This window comes from Steroidobacter sp., from assembly GCF_036402275.1.
GTDB lineage: Bacteria > Pseudomonadota > Gammaproteobacteria > Steroidobacterales > Steroidobacteraceae > Steroidobacter.
In genome coordinates this window covers 98,011-115,204 of record NZ_DASWTF010000011.1, presented here as the reverse complement: position 1 = coordinate 115,204, position 17,194 = coordinate 98,011, and the positions used below count along the sequence as shown (strand labels likewise).

Annotated in this window: 14 protein-coding genes; 8 read left to right on the top strand and 6 right to left on the bottom strand. The window is 63.4% G+C overall.

The window, feature by feature from the left end; genetic code table 11:
• Positions 1-81: 81 nt before the first annotated feature.
• Positions 82-1,509: a D-alanyl-D-alanine carboxypeptidase/D-alanyl-D-alanine endopeptidase gene (dacB, locus tag VGD45_RS04430; RefSeq protein ID WP_331154059.1), complete on the bottom strand. Its 1,428-nt coding sequence runs from the start codon at positions 1,507-1,509 to the stop codon at positions 82-84.
• Positions 1,510-1,687: 178 nt separating this feature from the next.
• Here dacB and VGD45_RS04425 point away from each other — a divergent pair, with 178 nt between their 5' ends.
• Complete coding sequence (locus tag VGD45_RS04425) at positions 1,688-2,272, top strand: DUF502 domain-containing protein (RefSeq protein ID WP_331154058.1); 585 nt, start codon at positions 1,688-1,690, stop codon at positions 2,270-2,272.
• Between the two features lie 248 nt (positions 2,273-2,520).
• The gene (locus tag VGD45_RS04420; protein ID WP_331154057.1) at positions 2,521-5,538 is read left to right on the top strand and encodes a glycosyltransferase; all 3,018 of its coding nucleotides are present in this window, start codon (positions 2,521-2,523) and stop codon (positions 5,536-5,538) included.
• A gap of 89 nt (positions 5,539-5,627) precedes the next feature.
• Here the strand turns inward: VGD45_RS04420 and eda are convergent, their stop codons facing one another.
• The gene (gene eda, locus VGD45_RS04415; RefSeq protein WP_331154056.1) at positions 5,628-6,257 is read right to left on the bottom strand and encodes a bifunctional 4-hydroxy-2-oxoglutarate aldolase/2-dehydro-3-deoxy-phosphogluconate aldolase; all 630 of its coding nucleotides are present in this window, start codon (positions 6,255-6,257) and stop codon (positions 5,628-5,630) included.
• 53 nt (positions 6,258-6,310) lie between these two features.
• Positions 6,311-8,149 (bottom strand): phosphogluconate dehydratase, encoded by a 1,839-nt coding sequence (edd, locus tag VGD45_RS04410; RefSeq protein ID WP_349263207.1) that lies wholly within the window; start codon positions 8,147-8,149, stop codon positions 6,311-6,313.
• A 288-nt stretch (positions 8,150-8,437) separates the two neighbouring features.
• Between edd and zwf the strand changes: the two genes are divergently transcribed.
• The 4 genes from zwf (at position 8,438) to VGD45_RS04390 (ending at position 12,345) form a co-directional block, all read left to right on the top strand.
• Positions 8,438-9,898, top strand: coding sequence for a glucose-6-phosphate dehydrogenase (zwf, locus tag VGD45_RS04405; protein WP_331154055.1), 1,461 nt, complete (start codon positions 8,438-8,440; stop codon positions 9,896-9,898).
• 70 nt (positions 9,899-9,968) lie between these two features.
• Positions 9,969-10,670 (top strand): 6-phosphogluconolactonase, encoded by a 702-nt coding sequence (pgl, locus tag VGD45_RS04400; protein ID WP_331154054.1) that lies wholly within the window; start codon positions 9,969-9,971, stop codon positions 10,668-10,670.
• A gap of 22 nt (positions 10,671-10,692) precedes the next feature.
• Positions 10,693-11,682, top strand: a complete 990-nt coding sequence (locus tag VGD45_RS04395) for a glucokinase (protein ID WP_331154053.1) — start codon at positions 10,693-10,695, stop codon at positions 11,680-11,682.
• A 90-nt stretch (positions 11,683-11,772) separates the two neighbouring features.
• Entirely contained in the window at positions 11,773-12,345 is a 573-nt protein-coding gene (locus VGD45_RS04390) for an ANTAR domain-containing response regulator (protein WP_331154052.1), read from the top strand.
• Between the two features lie 61 nt (positions 12,346-12,406).
• Here the strand turns inward: VGD45_RS04390 and VGD45_RS04385 are convergent, their stop codons facing one another.
• The 3 genes from VGD45_RS04385 to VGD45_RS04375 form a co-directional block, all read right to left on the bottom strand.
• Complete coding sequence (locus VGD45_RS04385; protein ID WP_331154051.1) at positions 12,407-14,302, bottom strand: potassium transporter Kup; 1,896 nt, start codon at positions 14,300-14,302, stop codon at positions 12,407-12,409.
• 122 nt (positions 14,303-14,424) lie between these two features.
• Positions 14,425-14,964 carry an anti-sigma factor family protein gene (locus VGD45_RS04380; RefSeq protein WP_331154050.1) on the bottom strand — a complete coding sequence of 180 codons (540 nt, stop codon included), beginning with the start codon at positions 14,962-14,964 and terminating at the stop codon, positions 14,425-14,427.
• A 3-nt stretch (positions 14,965-14,967) separates the two neighbouring features.
• Positions 14,968-15,564, bottom strand: coding sequence for an RNA polymerase sigma factor (locus tag VGD45_RS04375; RefSeq protein WP_331154049.1), 597 nt, complete (start codon positions 15,562-15,564; stop codon positions 14,968-14,970).
• A 258-nt stretch (positions 15,565-15,822) separates the two neighbouring features.
• On the opposite strand from VGD45_RS04375, the gene VGD45_RS04370 reads away from it, so the two are divergent.
• Complete coding sequence (locus VGD45_RS04370; protein ID WP_331154048.1) at positions 15,823-16,254, top strand: DUF6249 domain-containing protein; 432 nt, start codon at positions 15,823-15,825, stop codon at positions 16,252-16,254.
• A gap of 43 nt (positions 16,255-16,297) precedes the next feature.
• A complete protein-coding gene (locus VGD45_RS04365) occupies positions 16,298-17,185 on the top strand; it encodes an ABC transporter ATP-binding protein (RefSeq protein ID WP_331154047.1) in 888 nt (295 codons plus the stop codon).
• The last annotated feature ends 9 nt before the right edge of the window (positions 17,186-17,194 follow it).

Sequence of the window (17,194 nt, the reverse complement as noted above, 5' to 3'; positions counted from 1 at the left end):
GCGTTCCGCTTTCGCAACTCGCGTGTGCAAAACGTTTTGTGTATGCGGTGGTTCCCTGCGGCGTCCGCGCTACGGATCGAATTACTGGCCAAACACCCAACGTATCAATTCGGCGTGCACTGCCTCACCGCTGCCGCCTTGCGCGCCAGGGTGATTGACCATGATCACCACAACGTAAGTTTTTCCAGAAGCTGCGTTCACGAAGCCGGCCAGCGCGCTGACGTTGTCCAGATGGCCGGTCTTCAAGCGAATGCGTCCCTGCATGCCGGGCGATTTGAAACGATTGCGCAATGTTCCATCGGTCGCGGACAGCGGCAGCGACGCGGCGAACTCGGGCATGAACGGGCTGTGCCAGGCGAGGTCGAGCATTTCGCCGAGGCCGCGCGCGGTCACTCGCTCGGCGCGCGACAAACCTGAACCGTTGTCCAGCACCAGGCCCGGCATCGTGATGCCATGTTCCGCGAGCCAGAGGCGTACGGCGTTGCGGCCGCTCTCGACCGTGGCGGGCGGGCCGTACTTTTCCACGCCCAGGGTCAGCATCAAATGTCGCGCCATCACGTTGTTGGAATATTTGTTCACCAGCCGGATCACTTCCGCCAGTGGCGCCGAGTCGTGTTCATGAAACAGTTTCGCTTCGGCAGGCAATGTTTTCGTGCGCAGCGCGCCGTCGATGACGCCGCCCGATTGCGTCCACAGCGTGTGGAAGGTCCCATAGGCGTAATCGGGCGCGGTCATGATCGCGCGACCGATGGAGTAGCTGCCGCAGGTCGCCGGCAATACTCCACCCACCACGATCATATTGGGATTGTCGATTGGATCCGGCGTATCGAAGGTGACGCCCGAGGTGTAGCACTTGCCGCCGATCAGGCGCACCTGATTCTGGATCGTCAGGTTGGTGGGCAACGGATTGACCAGGATCAATGGCCGCGCGCGCTGATCGTTGGCGATGATGGTGAACCGCGAAGTCTGGAAATTCACCATCAGCGCATCGGGCAGCACGTTGTAGCTGCGGAACGGTTGATCGTCGAAGTCGGCGCGATTGCCTTCCGCAGGCGCGAAGTAGTTGTTGTCGATGACGAAATCGCCGGTGATTTTCGCGAGGCCCTGCTCGCGAAGATTCTGAACGAAGCGCCACCAGTGCTCCGCGGTCAGGTACGGATCGCCGCCGCCGACCACGAACAGGTCGCCATCCAATACGCCGTTCGACATACGGCCGTCGATATAGGCCCGAGTTTTCCAGGTGTAGCCTGGGCCGAGCGAGTCCAGCGCCACGTACGTGGTGAGCACCTTGATCACCGAAGCCGGACTGCGCGGCTGGTTGGCGTTCACTTCGAGCACGACGGCGTTGGTGCCGGCGTCGCGCACATAGATGCTGAGATTCTTGGCCGGGATGCCGACCTTGTTCATGACGCGCAAAACGGCGGGCGGCAACTGCGAGTCGCGGGCCCGCGCGAGCGGATGAAATGCAGCTGCGATGAGCGCGGCCAGCGCGACGAGGGTTTTTAGCATTCGACGCAAATAGGACAAATCAACGGGCCAGAACCGACGGAGGTGAATGGCAAACGGCCCGCGAATTTTAGCAGCGTGGGCGGCGTGGAGCGCTGCAAACTCGTGATCGCGATGTTCTTCTGTACGGGTACGCCGCATACTGCGCGCTGTGTGCAGCTGGAGACAACGGGCTTCGACGATGCGGCGACTCTGGAACACCTTTCTGAAAGGCCTGGCGGCGGTGCTGCCCGTGGCGCTCACCGTTTACGTCGTGTTCTGGCTGGCCAGGACCGCCGAGTCGGTGCTGGGCGAACCGTTGCGCGCTTGGCTGCCGGAGGATCGTTACTGGCCGGGCCTGGGCCTGCTGGTCGCCTTTCTGCTGATTCTCATCGTCGGTCTGCTGGTCGATGCATACATCGTGCGGCGCTTGTTCCGCTATGGCGAGTCGGTGCTGGCGCGCATTCCCATCGTCAAGACCATCTTCGGCGCCTTCAAGGACTTCAGTCGTTTCCTGCCGGCCGGCGGCAAGGGCCGCGATTTGAAGCGCGTGGTCCTGTGGCGATTCGGCAGCGCGCAGCTGATCGGCTTCGTCACCGAAGAGCAGGTGAATCCCAAGCTGTTCGGCACGATGCAAGAGGACCTAGTCGCGGTGTACTTTCCGATGAGTTATCAGATCGGCGGATACACACTGTATTTGCACAAGGACGAGTTGCGTGAGACCGAATTGTCGGTGGAAGAAGCCATGCGCCTGGTGCTGATCGGCGGTGTGACCAGTCAGTCGTGAGGCAGGGTCCGTCTCACGAATTTTCGGCAAGGGATCAGCCCCTTTTTGGCTCATCTTCGCCCCGGTCGGAGGCGCGAATGTGACGAGGCTCTCGACCTGCCAATTCCTGCCTAGAAAGTGCCAAACTTTGTCACCGCGCGAACTGTGCCGGGTTTAACAATTTCACACTGTGCCTCGCGCGTATTGAAACCGACTACTGATACGATTTCGGCATCTCCTCGGAAGGTTTTGCCAGCAACGGTCTGCTCGTGTCGGAAGCCAATCTTCGACAAATTCGCGTACTGCATATCGTGAGCGCCGGCGGCGTCGCGAGCAGTCTGCAGCCGTCGCTGTTCATGCCGCTGCTGACGCGTCTGCCGCGTCAGCGTGTGAAGGCGCAGGTCGCGTGTCTGTCGCCCGGCGCCGTGCCTTCGGCAGTGCTGCGCCAGAACGGCGTGCCCACTTTCGATCTGGCGCTGTCTCGCAAACGTTTCTCGCCCAAAGCCTTCGGCGAGCTGCTGCAGTCGGCTCGTCACTTTCGTCCGGATGTGATTCAGGCTTGGGGACACACGGCGCAAGTCATCTCCGCCATGCTTCGTAAGCGCTGCGAATGGAAACCGCAGCTGGTGTGGAGTGTTTCGGACACCGTGCCGATGGCGAAGAACGCCGGCTTCATCGATCGTCAGAAGCTCAAGTACGCCGCGAAGTTTGCTTCGGGCGCCGACCGCATCGTTTATACCTCCGAGGCGGCGGCGTCTCAGCATCGGCGTGTCGGCTTTCCCGATGGCGGGCATGAAACCGTGCCGCCGGGCGTGGACGCCACGCGTTTCAAGCCGGACTTCGCTGCTCGCCGCAAGCTGCGCGAGGAGCTGAGTCTGCCGGGAGAAACATTCGTCGTCGGCATGGCGGCGCCGTTTCAGCCTGAGTTCGACCATGCCACTTTGCTCAAGGCCGTCGGCGAGTTGATCAAGGTGAATCCCCACGTCGCAGTGGTGCTCGCGGGGCACGGCGTGCAGAAGGGCAATGCGCCGCTCATGGCTTTAGTCGGCGGTGGATCGTTGGCTACTCGCGTGCACTTGCTCGGTGAATGGTCCGATATCAACGGACTCTACAACGCGTGCGATGTCGTTTGTTCCAGCGCGGTGAACGATCAGGCGCGCATGAATGTCGTGATGGCGATGCTGTGCGGGGTACCTTGCGTGGCCACCGGCATCGGCGCGCAGGGCGAAGTGATCGGACAGCACGGTGTGGCCATCGAGCCGGGTAACCCGGCGGCCTTCGTCAAAGGCATCACGCGCGTGATGCAGCTGTCGCCGGAAAAGCGGACGCACATGGCGCAAGGGGCGCGTAAGCATGCGCTCGCCAATTACGTATACGTGCGCTCGCTGCAGAAATATTTGCAGCTCTATTACGATTTGATCGGGCGCCAGTCGCTGGTGACCAAGGATTTGCCGACGCCCGAGATCGACGCGGCGCTCACTGTGCCGCCGGCTTTGCCGACCGAAGCCGAGATGAATGCGGTCAAGCGCAAGCCCATCACCGTGGTGGACCTGTCCGATCCCGATTCGCTCGAATCCAAGGTCGCCGAGCGGGAGCCGGAAGAGCTGCCGAAGTGGCGCATCGAGCAGGAAGAAGAGCGCAAGAAACGCGAGGACGAGCTGGCCGCTAAAGTTGCGGCGAGCAAGTCGGTCGGCGATGTTTTGCAGGTGTTCGAGAGCGAGCAGAAGGCGGCTGCCTCCGAAACGCCTATGACGGAACGTGCGCGAGGTGTCGCGGACGATTCCGAGGAGTTGTTGTCGCCGGATTTGCTGGCCGCGGAAGCTCCGACGCCGCCCAGAGTTTCCAACGGCCCTTCGGGATCGAAGAAGCCTTCGGCGCCTGCGCCTGCTCCTGTTGCGTCGAAGGAAGACGCCGCCAAACAAGCTGCGCTCAAGGCCGCGCGCATGGCCGCCCTGCAGCCCATCGCTTCGCGCCCTGTGGCCGCGCCGAAGGCGTCAGCCGCAGTGACGCGACCGCCTGTCACCAAGGCGGCGTCCCCCGTTACTCGACCGCCGGCGTCGGCGAACACGCCGCCAGTCTCGACTCCCATTACTCGGCCGCCCGCCTCGACGCCCCTCACGCGCCCGGCCGCGACCGCCGCGCCTGAGCCAGCGAAGGCTGCCTCGATCACAACGGCCGCCGCGCCGGAGTCAGCGAAGCCTGCGGCGTCAGCTCCGCCCGAGGCGGCGAAGGCTGCGGTAGTTGCGAGCGCGGGGCCGGCGAGCACGCCGCGTTCTGAGGCCAGTCTCGATGAGCTGCTAGACATGTTGCCGGAGAGCGCCTGGCTTCAGCCGGCGTCCCCGAATGTTTCAACCGCTGCTGTCTCGCAGCCGGCGGCGCCGAATGTTTCCACCGCTGCGGTAGTGGAGTCGGCGAAGGCGGATCTCGGCGGCACGCAGCCGATGGAGATGCTGTCGGGGGTTCCGTTGTTGCCCGAGGTCGAGTCGAATGTTTCGGCAGCGTCCGGGGCTGGATCGGAGAAAGTGGATCTCGGCAGCACGCAGCCGCTGGAGTTGCTCCCCGAGATCGCGATGTTGCTCGGTTCGAATGTCTCCACTGCGTCAGCGGCCGAGTCGACGAAGGCAGAGGCGAAAGTAGATCTCAGCGGCGAGCAACTGCCAGATCTGCTTCCGGAGATTTCGTTGTTCTCGTCGGCCGAACAGAATGTTCCTGCCGCACCTGCAGCTATCGCCCAGACCGCGGCCAGTGCTGAACCTGCGGTGAGCGCTGAGCCTGCGAAAGTGGACCTGGGTAGCCCGCGGTCGGCCGAGCCAAATGTTCCTTCCGCGCCGGTAGCCGAGACGGAAGCTTCAGCATCGGTCGGCGACTCGTCCGAGAAGTTCGACCCGAACAGCACGCAGTCGATGGGAAAATTCGCGCAGGCGCTGGCGAATGCAACGATGCGCCTCGCTGCCTTCAAGCTCGAAGCGCCTGTGGATGCAACACCCCCGGAGACGGCGCGCGCAGAGGCAGGCAACGACGCCGCTGCGGCGTCGAGCGGAGGCGACTTCGGCGAGCTCGCGTTGATGGCCACCGGGCAATGGATGGCCATGCGCCGTCCGGAAACAAAACCTGAAGCGAAGGCAGCGGCCTCGAAGAGCGGCGAGCTCAGCGGCGCGGAGACGCTGTCCTTGATCTCGACGCCCGCCTCGGCCGCGAAGGCCGAGACGTCATCGGATCCGGCCATTCAACTCGCGCTCCTGCCAGACCCGGGAGTCGAGCCGAAGCGCGCGGCAAGCGGCAAATAACATTCGTCGTCAGCCGGACGCGCCGGCTCGATCAAGCGCGCCGCGAGCGGCAAATACAATCCGGATGGCCGAAGCGCGGCGCTCGACTGTTACTTCGCCTTCGCCAGGCTCGAAGCGTCCTTGGCGAGTCGCTCGATTTCCGCCCAATCGCCCGCGCGAATCTTATCGCTCGGAACGACCCATGAACCGCCCACGCAAGCCACATTCGGCAGCGCTAAAAAGTCCGGCGCCGTGGCCCGCGTGATGCCGCCAGTGGGGCAGAAGACGACTTCAGGGAACGGCGCGCCCAGCGCCTTGAGCATGCCAATGCCGCCCGCCTGCTGGGCAGGAAACAATTTGAACGTGTCGTAACCCCAACCCAAGCCAGCGAGCAACTCCGTTGGCGTCATGATCCCAGGCAGCATCGGAAACGACGCCGCGCGTGCGGCAGCGGCCATCTCAGCAGTGAGCCCGGGGCTCACGCCGAATTGAGCACCCGCGTTGCCAGCCGTGACGAAATCTCCCGGACGAGCCAGCGTCCCCACGCCGACCACCGCATCGGGCACAGCCTTCCGCATCGCTTCGATGGCAGGCAACGCCGCAGCCGTACGCAATGTAACTTCCAGAACGCGCAGACCGCCGGCGCACAACGCGCGCGCCAGCGGCACGGCGTGGTCGATGTGCTCGACCGTGATCACCGGAATGACAGGGGCGAGCGCCAGAATGGATCGAATGTTCATTGAATAATAAATAGTTGATAACTAATGAATGATGACCTGCAGGTAGCGCCGCCTCAGAGCCCGCCGTACACCGAAGCCGCGCCAGCCTCGGCATCGCCGGCAGCAGCGCGGAACGTAGCAAACAACTCGCGTCCCACACCAAAACCGTTGCGGCTCAAATCCGGCTTGGGCACGACGCGACCGCGCAGCACCGCGTCAGGCACGCGCACTTCGAGCACGCCGGTGTAACTATCCAAGTGAATGATGTCGCCGTCCTGGATCTTCTCGAGCGGCCCACCATTGAGACATTCGGGTGTCACGTGAATCGCCGCGGGAATCGCGCCTGAAGCTCCCGACATGCGCCCGTCGGTCACGAGCGCAACCTTGAAGCCTTTGCTTTGCAGGGACGTGAGCGTCGGCGTCAACTGATGCAACTCCGGCATGCCATTGGCGCGCGGCCCTTGATAACGAACCACGACCACGCAATCGCGCGACAACTCGCCAGCCTTGAACGCCTTGATCACGTCTTCCTGATCGTTGAACACACGCGCCGGCGCTTCGACCACGCGATGCTGAGGTTGGACCGCGGACGTCTTGATCACGCCACGACCCAGATTCCCGCGCAACACTTTGAGCCCGCCGTCCGCACCGAAGGGATCCGTTATGGGGCGCAGCACTTCGTGATCGCCGCTCTGCTCGGGCGCAGGCCGCCACCTCAAACCGTCTGGCGCCAGCCACGGCTCCTGTGTGTACGCATCCAGGCCCTGGCCGACGACAGTGACAGTATCCTGATGCAACAACCCCGAGCCGATCAGCTGACGAATCAAAAACCCCATGCCGCCAGCGGCGTGGAAATGATTCACGTCGGCCGCGCCGTTGGGATAAATGCGCGCCAGCAGCGGCACGATTTCGGACAGATCGCTGAAATCGTCCCAATTGATGTTGATGCCCGCCGCGCGCGCCATGGCGACGAGGTGCAACGTATGGTTGGTCGAACCGCCGGTCGCGAGCAAGCCGACGATTGCATTGACGATCGCTCGCTCGTCTACCGTTTGACTCAGCGGCAGGTATTCATCGCCAAGCGCCGTGATCTTCGCCGCTCGACGAGCGGCCGCGCTGGTGAGCGCATCGCGCAGCGGCGTATTGGGTGTGACGAAGGCCGCGCCCGGCAGATGCAGGCCCATCACTTCCATCATCACTTGATTGCTGTTGGCCGTGCCGTAGAACGTGCACGTGCCTTGCGAGTGATAGCTCTGCGCTTCCGATTCGAGCAGCGCGTCGCGGCCCACTTTGCCTTCGGCGAACAGCTGGCGGATGCGCGCCTTCTCTTTGTTTGGAATGCCCGAGGTCATGGGCCCGCCGGGCACGAAGATGGTCGGCAGGTGGCCGAAGGTGAGCGCGCCCATCAACAGGCCGGGAACGATCTTGTCGCACACGCCTAGACACAGCGTGGCATCGAACATGTTGTGAGACAGTGCGACCGCCGTGGCCATGGCGATCACGTCGCGACTGAACAGCGACAGCTCCATGCCCGGCTGGCCCTGCGTGACGCCGTCACACATGGCCGGCACGCCGCCGGCGAACTGCGCCACTGCACCGACTTCGCGCGCGGCCAGCTTGATCAGCTCCGGATAGCGCTCCAGCGGTCGATGCGCCGACAACATGTCGTTATAAGAAGAAACGATAGCCAGATTAGGCCAGCGCGCACCGCGCAGCGTTTCTTTGTCCTGCGTGTCCATGGCGGCGAAGCCATGCGCAAGATTGGTACAAGACAACCCGGTGCGAGTGGGCTTATTTGAGCGCTGCGCTTCGCGCATGCGCTCCAAATAGGCGCCACGGGTGGGCTGACTGCGCTCGCGAATCCTCTCGGTTACGGAGCGCACACGTTCATGCAAGGGTGCGCTGGTCTTCATGTAGGCTGGCTGGCGGTGGGCGTCGGCTGGGTCATGCCGGGATTCTAGCGAGTTCGGCATCGCATCGCTTCGGGACAAGCGCACACGCTATGATTCGCGACCTGTCATTCGTGCCAGGACCGGAATCGAAGCCGCTCGCTGAAACAAATGTCCACAAATGTCTCGTGCCCCTTTCGACTACGGCCGGCGGCGATTCGTGCAATTTGCGCAGCCGTGGTTTGCCGGCGTCTCTCCAGGACGCTAAGTTAGCGGGCGCGATCGAGGATTTCCTGCAAGGCGTCAGTATTCATGCAACCTCTCCCGACTTTCGATCTGGTCCTGTTCGGCGGCACTGGCGATCTGGCCATGCGTAAGCTGTTGCCCGCTCTGTATCGCCGGAAGGCGTCCGGCTATCTCTCGCCCAAATCCCGCGTGCTCGGCGTGGCGCGTGGCGAGTTGTCCCGCGAGGAGTATCTGGCGCAGGTTCAAGCCAGCTGTCAGCAGCACCTCGGCAAGGATTACGACGAGAAACGCTGGGCAGAATTTTCACAACATGTGGACTACTTGAAGGTGGACGCATCGTCCTCCGAGGACTTCTCCGGCCTCGCGCAGAAGCTCAAAGGTTGTGACGATCACGAGCGCGCGTTCTTCCTGTCCACCGCGCCGGATTTGTTCGCGCCGATTTGCGAAGGGCTCGCGGCGCACGGGCTGGTAACACCATGCTCGCGCGTGGTGTTGGAAAAGCCGCTCGGCCACGATCGCCAGTCGTCCGCCGAGATCAACGAGCGCGTCGGCCGCATCTTCACTGAAAAGCAGATCTTCCGTATCGACCACTACCTCGGTAAGGAAACAGTGCAGAACCTGCTGGCGCTGCGTTTCGGTAATACGCTGTTCGAACCGCTGTGGCGGCGGGGCCGCGTCAAGCACGTGCAGATCACGGTGGCCGAAGAGCTGGGCGTGGAGCGCCGTGCGCAGTTCTACGATGAGACTGGCGCCTTGCGCGACATGGTCCAGAACCATCTGCTCCAGCTACTGTGCATTATCGCTATGGAGCCGCCGGCCACTTCGGATCCGGACGCGATGCGCGACGAGAAACTGAAAGTACTGCGCGCATTACGTCCGCTGCGCGGTCGCGACGTCCTGCAGAGAACCGTGCGCGGTCAATACAAGGCCGGCGCCGCCGGCGGCAAACCCGTGGTCGGTTACCAGGACGAGAAGGATGTGCCGGCTGGCAGCAAGACCGAAACGTTCGTAGCGCTGCGCGTGGACATCGATTCGTGGCGCTGGGTCGGCGTGCCGTTCTATCTGCGCACTGGCAAACGGCTGCAAGAAAAGCTGTCCGAGATCGTGGTGACGTTCGAAGATGTGCCACTGTCCATCTACGAGCGCCCGGACACGCCGCAGGCCCTGAACCGCCTGGTCATTCAGCTGCAGCCGGACGAGAGCATCGAGCTCACCGTGCTGGCCAAGTTCCCGGGCGAGGTCATGCGCCTGCGGCCAGTCAATCTGAGCCTGGATTTCTCCGAGACCTTCAAGGCGCCGCGCCTGGACGCCTACGAGCGCTTGCTAACCGACGTGGTCAAAGGCAACTTGACCTTGTTCATGCGCCGTGACGAATTGGACGCGGCCTGGTCGTGGATCGACCCGATCCGCGAGGCCTGGGATCAGGCCGACGAGCCGCCCAAGACGTACACCGCCGGCAGCTGGGGCCCGGCCGCGGCCAGCGCCTTGCTGGGCCGGGACGGGTTTGCCTGGCGCAACGAGCTGTAACCGCGTCGATTCCCCGCCAGCGGGATAAGATACTCGCCAGATACCGGGGGATACGGGCTGTGAGACATCCATGAGCTGGCTTCACGAACACCGCTTTCCGGACTCGCTAGCCCTGGCGCACGCGTTGTCCGGAGAGATCAAGGTCGATCTCGAGGAAGCAATCCAGGAGCGCGGCGCGGCCAGTCTGGTCGTGTCCGGCGGGCGGACTCCCGCGAAGTTGTTCGAACAGCTGCGCACCGAAAAGCTGGACTGGGCCAAGGTATGGGTGACCCTCGCGGACGAGCGCTGGGTCGAGACCAACCAGCCCGCCAGCAACGAAAAACTGGTGCGCGAAACGCTACTGACCGGAGCTGCCGCCGCGGCCCATTTCGTGGGGCTGAAGAATCCCGCGCCGGCGCCCGAGGCCGGGGCAGACTGGGCCGCTCGTGCGTTGACCAGAGTGCCGCATCCGTTCGATGTGGTGCTGCTGGGCATGGGCGATGACGGTCATACCGCATCGCTATTTCCCGGCTCGCTGGCGTTGAATAAGGCCCTGGATCGCACGGCTGCGCCAGGTTGCATCGCCATCAACGCGCTGACCGCGCCGCATGCACGGCTCAGCTTGAATCTGTCGGCGTTGCTGGACTCGCGCCGTATCATTCTTCATATCGAGGGAGAGTCGAAGTGGCAGGTCTATCAACGAGCGAAAGCGGCGGGGCCGGTGGCCGAGCTGCCAGTGCGCTCGGTGCTGCAGCAGAAAGAAGTGCCCATCGATATCTACTGGGCGCCGTGAGCTCAAATCAAGGCCGCAGCACATGATCCAAGCAACAGTCCCGCCGCGCATGATCGCGGATATCGGTGGCACCAACGCGCGCTTCGCTCTGCTAGACGGCATGGACCGTCGCGACGAGATCGTACTCGCCTGCGCCGACTATCCCGATCTGGTGTCGGCCGCCGAGGAATATCTCAAACGAGTCGGCGCGAATGTTCGCGGCCGGCCGCTGGAGGCGGCGCTGGCGATCGCCGGCCCGGTCACAGGCGACATCATCAGAATGACGAATCATGTGTGGCAGTTCTCCGCCGCGCATACCCGGCAGCAGTTGAAGCTGCGTCGTCTCATCGTGCTCAACGATTTCACCGCGCTCGCCATGGCCGTGCGCCATCTCAAAGGCAAGGATCTCGAACAGATCGGCGGCGGCAAAGCGCAGCCCAACGCGGCCATCGCGGTCATCGGGCCTGGCACGGGCCTCGGCGTCTCGGGTTTGATTCCGACGGGCCAGCATTGGATCCCGCTACAAGGCGAGGGCGGGCATGTGACGTTGTCGGTGATGAACGAACGTGAAGTCGCCGTGCTCCAGCAGCTTCAACAGCGCTTCTCGCATGTTTCAGCGGAGCGCGTGTTGTCCGGTCCGGGATTGGTGACGTTGTACGACGCCTTGTGCGGCGTCGAAGGAATCGTTCCCGACGTGCTCACGCCGCCGGACATCACCAAGCGCGCGCAGGAAGGAACGTGTCGGCTGTGCTTCGAAACAGTCAGCATGTTCTGCGCCTTGCTCGGCACGATGGCGGGCAATCTCGTGCTCACACTCGGTGCGCTCGGTGGCGCTTATATCGGCGGCGGCATCGCTCCGGGGCTCGGGCCGATGTTCACGAGCTCGCGGTTTCGGGATCGATTCGAGGACAAAGGACGTTTCACCGACTATGTCTCGCGCGTGCCGACGTTCCTCATTCGCGCGGAACTACCGGCGCTGCTCGGCCTGGCCAGCGCGTTCACTGATCCGGGTCCGCGGCTCGAAGCCGACTGACATCGAACGTTAATAAAACTGTCCGACGGCACTGGCACACTCATTGCAACGCGGTAGGTATCGGAACCTACCCAAGAGTGAGCGTGCATCGTGCGTGTGCTCGTCATCGCTGAATCCTCCGACCGTGCGGAGATCCTGAGAACGGGCGTGCAACTCGGCGGTCATGAGTTGACCGAAGTTGTGCCCCTCGATAGTGCTTTGTCACCCGCGCTGGAGCGGGGCAGGCCCGACGTCCTGTTGCTGGAGGCGCGCTCGCCTTCGGTCGATCTGCTGGATCGTTTGCTCGACGCCATGGGCTCTGCAGCGGTGCCATTCGCCGTGTTCGCGCGAGAGGCTTCGTCGCAGGCTATTGAAAACGGCGTGCGCGCCGGCGCTGCGGCCTATGTGGTCGACGGGCTCGAAGCGGCTCGTGTGCCCGCCATACTGCAAGTGGCGCTGGCGCGGTTCGATTACATCTCCGGTCTGCGTACCGAGCTCGGCCAGGCGCAACAGAAGCTCGCCGAGCGCAAGTTCGTGGAGCGCGCCAAAGGGCTGTTGATGAAGGCGCGCAATCTGAGCGAAGACGAGGCGTATCACACGCTCCGGCGCATGGCCATGGAGCGCAACCGGCGCATGGGCGATGTCGCCAAGTCGGTCATCGAGATGGCCGAATTGTTGAATTGAACCGGTGCATGTCGGCCGCTGGCTGCACCAGAACAGGTCCTCGCGACCGAGTCGTCACCCGTTACAGCTTTACCTGACTGCTCACTTCCAGCAGCCGATGGCTCGGCACGCCGAAGTGAATGGCCGCGAGCTGACTGTTGCGGCCCATGAAGGCGAACAATCGCTTGCGCCACAGCGGCATGCCCGAGCCCGTGGTGAACGTGGGATTCTCGCGGCCCACCACATATACGGTCGTGTCGGGCTCGTACGCCACGCCTTTCTCTTCCGCTGCGCGCAGGGCCGCGACGACGTTCGGCGTTTCCATGAAGCCGTAACGCGCGGTGATACGACACAAGCTGTCGCCGTGGTGCTGTACTTCGATGCGCTCCTCCGGCGGAACGAACGGGATTTCGGGTCGTACGAAGGTGAGCAGCACGTTGCGCTGATGGAGCACGCGGTTGAATTTCAGATTGTTCAACAGCGCGCGCGGCATCCCGCCTGCTTCGGCGGCGAGATAAACCGCCGTACCTTCGACTCGCGTCGGCGGGTCTTTCTCTATCATGGTTAGAAAATCGCGCACCGGCATTTGCTCGCGCGCAATCAGCCACGCCAGCGTGCGCCGACCTTCCTGCCACGTGCTCATCAACACATAGATGCCGATCGCGACGACCACCGGCAGCCAGCCGCCATCGTCGAACTTGAGCATGTTGGAGAAGAAGAACGCCAGCTCCACCAGCAGGATCACCGACAACAGCGCGATGATCTTGCGGTTGTGCGGCTCCTGGCGCACTCGTAACAGCATGATCACCAGGATGGTGTCGATCAGCATGGTGCTCGAGATGGCGATGCCGTACGCGCCGGCGAGCGCGCTGGAGGAACGGAAGGTGAGGATCAGCATGAGCGTGCCGGCGAACAGCAGCCAGTTCACCGTCGGCACATACACCTGGCCGATTTCTTCCTCGGAGGAGTGCGTCACGCGCAGGCGGGGCAGGTAGCCAAGGTTCAGCGCCTGCCGCGTCACCGAGAACACGCCCGAGATCACCGCCTGCGAAGCGATCACGGTGGCGCAGGTCGCGAGCACGATGACTATCGGCAGCAGCCAGCTCGGCGCGAGCAGATAAAACGGATTCGAGACGGCCTGTGGATTGGTGAGCAGCAGCGCGCCCTGGCCGAAGTAATTCAGCACCAGCGCCGGCCACACCACCATGAACCAGCCCTTGCGGATGGGCGAGCGACCGAAGTGGCCCATGTCGGCGTACAGCGCTTCACCGCCGGTCACCGCCAGGAACACCGAGGCCAGCGTGACGAACCCGATGCCGCCGTTGTTGATGAAAAAATGCACGGCATGCAGAGGATTGATGGCCAGCAGGACGCCGGGCGATTCCCCGATGTGCAGCAGGCCCAGTCCGGCCAGGGTCAGGAACCAGGTCAGCGTAATGGGTCCGAACAGACGGCCCATCGCGCCAGTGCCATGCCGCTGGATCAGAAACAAGCCGGTGAGGATGGCCACCGCGCCGGGCAGCACGAACCGCTCCAGCTTCGGCGAGGCGACCTCCAGGCCCTCCATCGCGCTCAACACCGAAATCGCGGGTGTGACGAAGCCGTCGCCGAAGAACAGCGCCGCCCCGAATAAGCCCACCGCGCTCACCGGCCCCCAGAGTTTCCAATTCGGTGTGGCGGTCGACACCAGCGTACTCAACGCCAGCACGCCGCCTTCGCCGCGGTTGTCGGCCCGAAGCACGATGCCGACGTACTTGATGGAAATGACCAGCACCAGCGACCACAGAATCAAGGAGAGCAGGCCGAGGATGTTGGCTTCGTTCACCGCGATGCCGTGGTCGGGATGGAAGCATTCGCGCAGGGCGTACAGCGGACTGGTGCCGATGTCGCCGAACACCACGCCCAGCGCGAGCAGGACGAGCTTGCGATCGGCGCCGTTGCGGTCAGCCTCGGCGGAGGCGGTCGAAGAGATGCCCATGTTGTTGTTACACGCTAGGCGTAGCGGCTGCTGCCAAGGGCGCGGGATTCTAGAGGATTCCGTCGCAATGGACAGGGACGGCGCTCAGTTTCCGTCTGCAGCCGCTGCTTCCACCGGGGGAGTCAGTCCGCCAGTCTGGCCAGCCAGGGCGCGACCAGCATGCCGAACGCGGCGCCCACCACAGCGGTGATGCCGAGCCGGAGGTAATCGATCGAGCGGCCACCCAGTTCAGCCGCGCCTTGGGCCACCAGGTTGTTGGTGATGCCCGAGCTGTCCAGCCAGCTCATCAGCGCAAAAGCCAGCACGATGCCGGCAACAACGCCGGGGATCACGAAAGCCAGCGTGCGCCGCCAGTTACGCGCCAGCGCATTCATCTGATCCTGCCATTCCTGCTCCAGGCGGCGCCGTGCCTCAACGCGTTTGGTCTCGTCGATGGCGTCGATCTTGGCGAACAGCTGCTGGTCGAAGGCCGTGTTCAGCTCCATGGGCGGAGCAGCCTCGACCAGCGCGGCGTCCAGCGCCTCGAAGTCGCCGAGGTTGCCCTGGCACAGCTCGCAACGGGCGAGATGAGCTTCGAACGCCGCACGGTCGGCGTCGTTCAGCTCGCCATCCAGCCAGTCCTGGAGGCTATCGTCCCACTTGGAATGATCGTTTGGCTTCATGGCTCAACTGGCGGCGGACACGTCCTCGGTTGGAGCGGCCTCCGCTTCCTTGGTCAGCTCGATTAGGCGCTTGCGGGCCCGATGAAGCAAGGCTTTGACCGTCCCCAACGGCAGACCCAGGCTAGTCGCCGTCTGCTCGTAGGACTTGTCCTCCATATAGAACAGCACCACCGCCTGGCGATACCGCTCCGGCAGCTGATCCAGCAACTGGCCGACGCTGACCGTCGCCGAGTCGTCGGCATCGGGCGCGGCCAGGGCGGCGACCGCGGGGTTGTAGCTGTCCTCGTCGTCGTTCTGATCCAGCGAGACCGTCGGCTTGCGCTTGCGGATCTCCGACAGCGCGCCGTTCTTGGCGATGGCATAGATCCAGGTCGACAGCTGCGACTGGCCGGCGAAGCCCGGCAGCGCGCGCCAGATCCTCAGGAACACGTCCTGAGTCGTATCTTCAGCGCTGGCGCGATCGCGTAACATACTGAATATGAGACGGAAAACCTTGTCCCGATAACGTGGCAGCAAGAGCGCGAACGCCTCGCGGTATTGCTTGGCCTGCAGCCGCTCTGAAATGTCGGCGTCTGCCTGGGAAGCTGACGAGGACGTCATTGGCGGTTGGGACGTGTGGGGTGGGCGAAAGGTTGCAGTGGGTGTCACTGTAGCAACGTGGGCGGTTTATTAGTCCTAACACCGCCGCCGTCGGCCGGTTACATCCGGTCGTTGGCCGACCCCCTTTTTGGAGGGAAGTTTCCATGGGTAGGGAACAAGCACGGACCAGTATCGGCAGACTACCGGTGCAACCTTGCATGGGGGCTGCGGCGTCTGAACCCCCAGAGCTAGACAGTTTGGTCTTTCGAGGCAGGCAACATGAACGATCTCGTTCCCCTGGTGGCCATCATGTTCGGTGTGGGCGTGCCGCTGTCCATCCCGATCCTGTGGATCGCCCTCAACTATAAGAAGCGCCGTCGCTTGATGGAGCTGCACCACGCCGAGCGCATGGCCGCGATCGAGCGCGGCATGGAAGTTCCGCCCTTGCCGCTGGAGCTGATCGACGGCCGCAGCCGGCGTCGCAGCTCGCTGCTGCCGGGCCTGGTGTGGTTTTTCATCGGCGTGGCGGTGGTGTCGGCCTCGCTCATCGGTGACGACCTGCCGGGGTTCTGGGGTCTGGTGCCGCTCGGGATCGGCGTGGCCTATCTCATCTATTACGCCGTCGAAGGGCGGCACCTCGAAGCGCGTCAGAACGAGCAGGAAACGCGCGAGCGCAACAGCCGATATTCGCAGGGCCCTGCAACCTTGTAGGCGTCCCTCGCATCCATTCCTCCATTCGCAGGAGGAGATGCTCGTGCTCACGATCCGGAACCTGTCCAAGTCCTATGGCAACGTGGCCGCGTTGCGCGATGTTTCTTTGCAGATTCCCGCCGGCATGTTCGGACTGCTCGGCCCCAACGGCGCGGGCAAGTCGTCGCTGATGCGCACCATCGCGACTTTGCAGGATCCCGATTCTGGATCCATCACTTTCGACGGCGTCGACGCGATCGCGGACAAACCCGCGATCCGGCGCACGCTCGGTTATCTGCCGCAGGACTTCGGCGTGTATCCGAAGGTCAGCGCGCTCGGCCTGCTCGACCACTTCGCCGTGTTGAAAGGTTATTTGAATCGCGGCGAGCGCGCCGACGTGGTCGAGGCGCTGCTGCGGCAAGTGAATCTGTGGGACGTTCGCAAACGTAAGCTCGGAACGTTCTCCGGCGGCATGCGTCAGCGTTTCGGCATCGCACAGGCGCTGCTCGGCAATCCCAAGCTGGTCATCGTCGACGAGCCCACCGCCGGCCTCGATCCGGAGGAGCGCAATCGTTTCCTGAATCTGCTGGCCGACATCGGCGGCCAGGTGGTCGTGATTCTCTCGACTCACATCGTTGAGGACGTGACCGATCTTTGTCCGCGCATGGCCATGATCTGTCGAGGCGAAGTACTGATGAGCGGCGAGCCGCGCGAGGCCATCGCGGCCATGCGCGATCGAGTGTGGAGCAAGCTGGTCAGCAAGGCGGCGCTGCCGGAATATCAATCGCGCTACACCGTGCTCTCCACTCGTTTGATCGCCGGCGAGCCATTGATTCACGTGTACAGCGAACAGCGGCCCGAAGACGGTTTCGCGGCCGTCGATCCCGATCTGGAGGATGTCTATTTCCAGCGCCTGCGCCAGCACGGCGCGGTCAACGCTGCGGCTGCCTGAGCAAGGAGT

What these genes read in the sequence shown, in the direction of transcription:
- dacB (WP_331154059.1), bottom strand. Translation starts at nt 1,509, where the DNA reads ATGCTAAAAACCCTCGTCGCGCTGGCCGCGCTCATCGCAGCTGCATTT.
- VGD45_RS04425 (WP_331154058.1), top strand. Translation starts at nt 1,688, where the DNA reads ATGCGGCGACTCTGGAACACCTTTCTGAAAGGCCTGGCGGCGGTGCTG.
- eda (WP_331154056.1), bottom strand. Translation starts at nt 6,257, where the DNA reads ATGAACATTCGATCCATTCTGGCGCTCGCCCCTGTCATTCCGGTGATC.
- edd (WP_349263207.1), bottom strand. Translation starts at nt 8,149, where the DNA reads ATGAAGACCAGCGCACCCTTGCATGAACGTGTGCGCTCCGTAACCGAG.
- zwf (WP_331154055.1), top strand. Translation starts at nt 8,438, where the DNA reads ATGCAACCTCTCCCGACTTTCGATCTGGTCCTGTTCGGCGGCACTGGC.
- pgl (WP_331154054.1), top strand. Translation starts at nt 9,969, where the DNA reads ATGAGCTGGCTTCACGAACACCGCTTTCCGGACTCGCTAGCCCTGGCG.
- VGD45_RS04395 (WP_331154053.1), top strand. Translation starts at nt 10,693, where the DNA reads ATGATCCAAGCAACAGTCCCGCCGCGCATGATCGCGGATATCGGTGGC.
- VGD45_RS04385 (WP_331154051.1), bottom strand. Translation starts at nt 14,302, where the DNA reads ATGGGCATCTCTTCGACCGCCTCCGCCGAGGCTGACCGCAACGGCGCC.
- VGD45_RS04380 (WP_331154050.1), bottom strand. Translation starts at nt 14,964, where the DNA reads ATGAAGCCAAACGATCATTCCAAGTGGGACGATAGCCTCCAGGACTGG.
- VGD45_RS04375 (WP_331154049.1), bottom strand. Translation starts at nt 15,564, where the DNA reads ATGACGTCCTCGTCAGCTTCCCAGGCAGACGCCGACATTTCAGAGCGG.
- VGD45_RS04370 (WP_331154048.1), top strand. Translation starts at nt 15,823, where the DNA reads ATGAACGATCTCGTTCCCCTGGTGGCCATCATGTTCGGTGTGGGCGTG.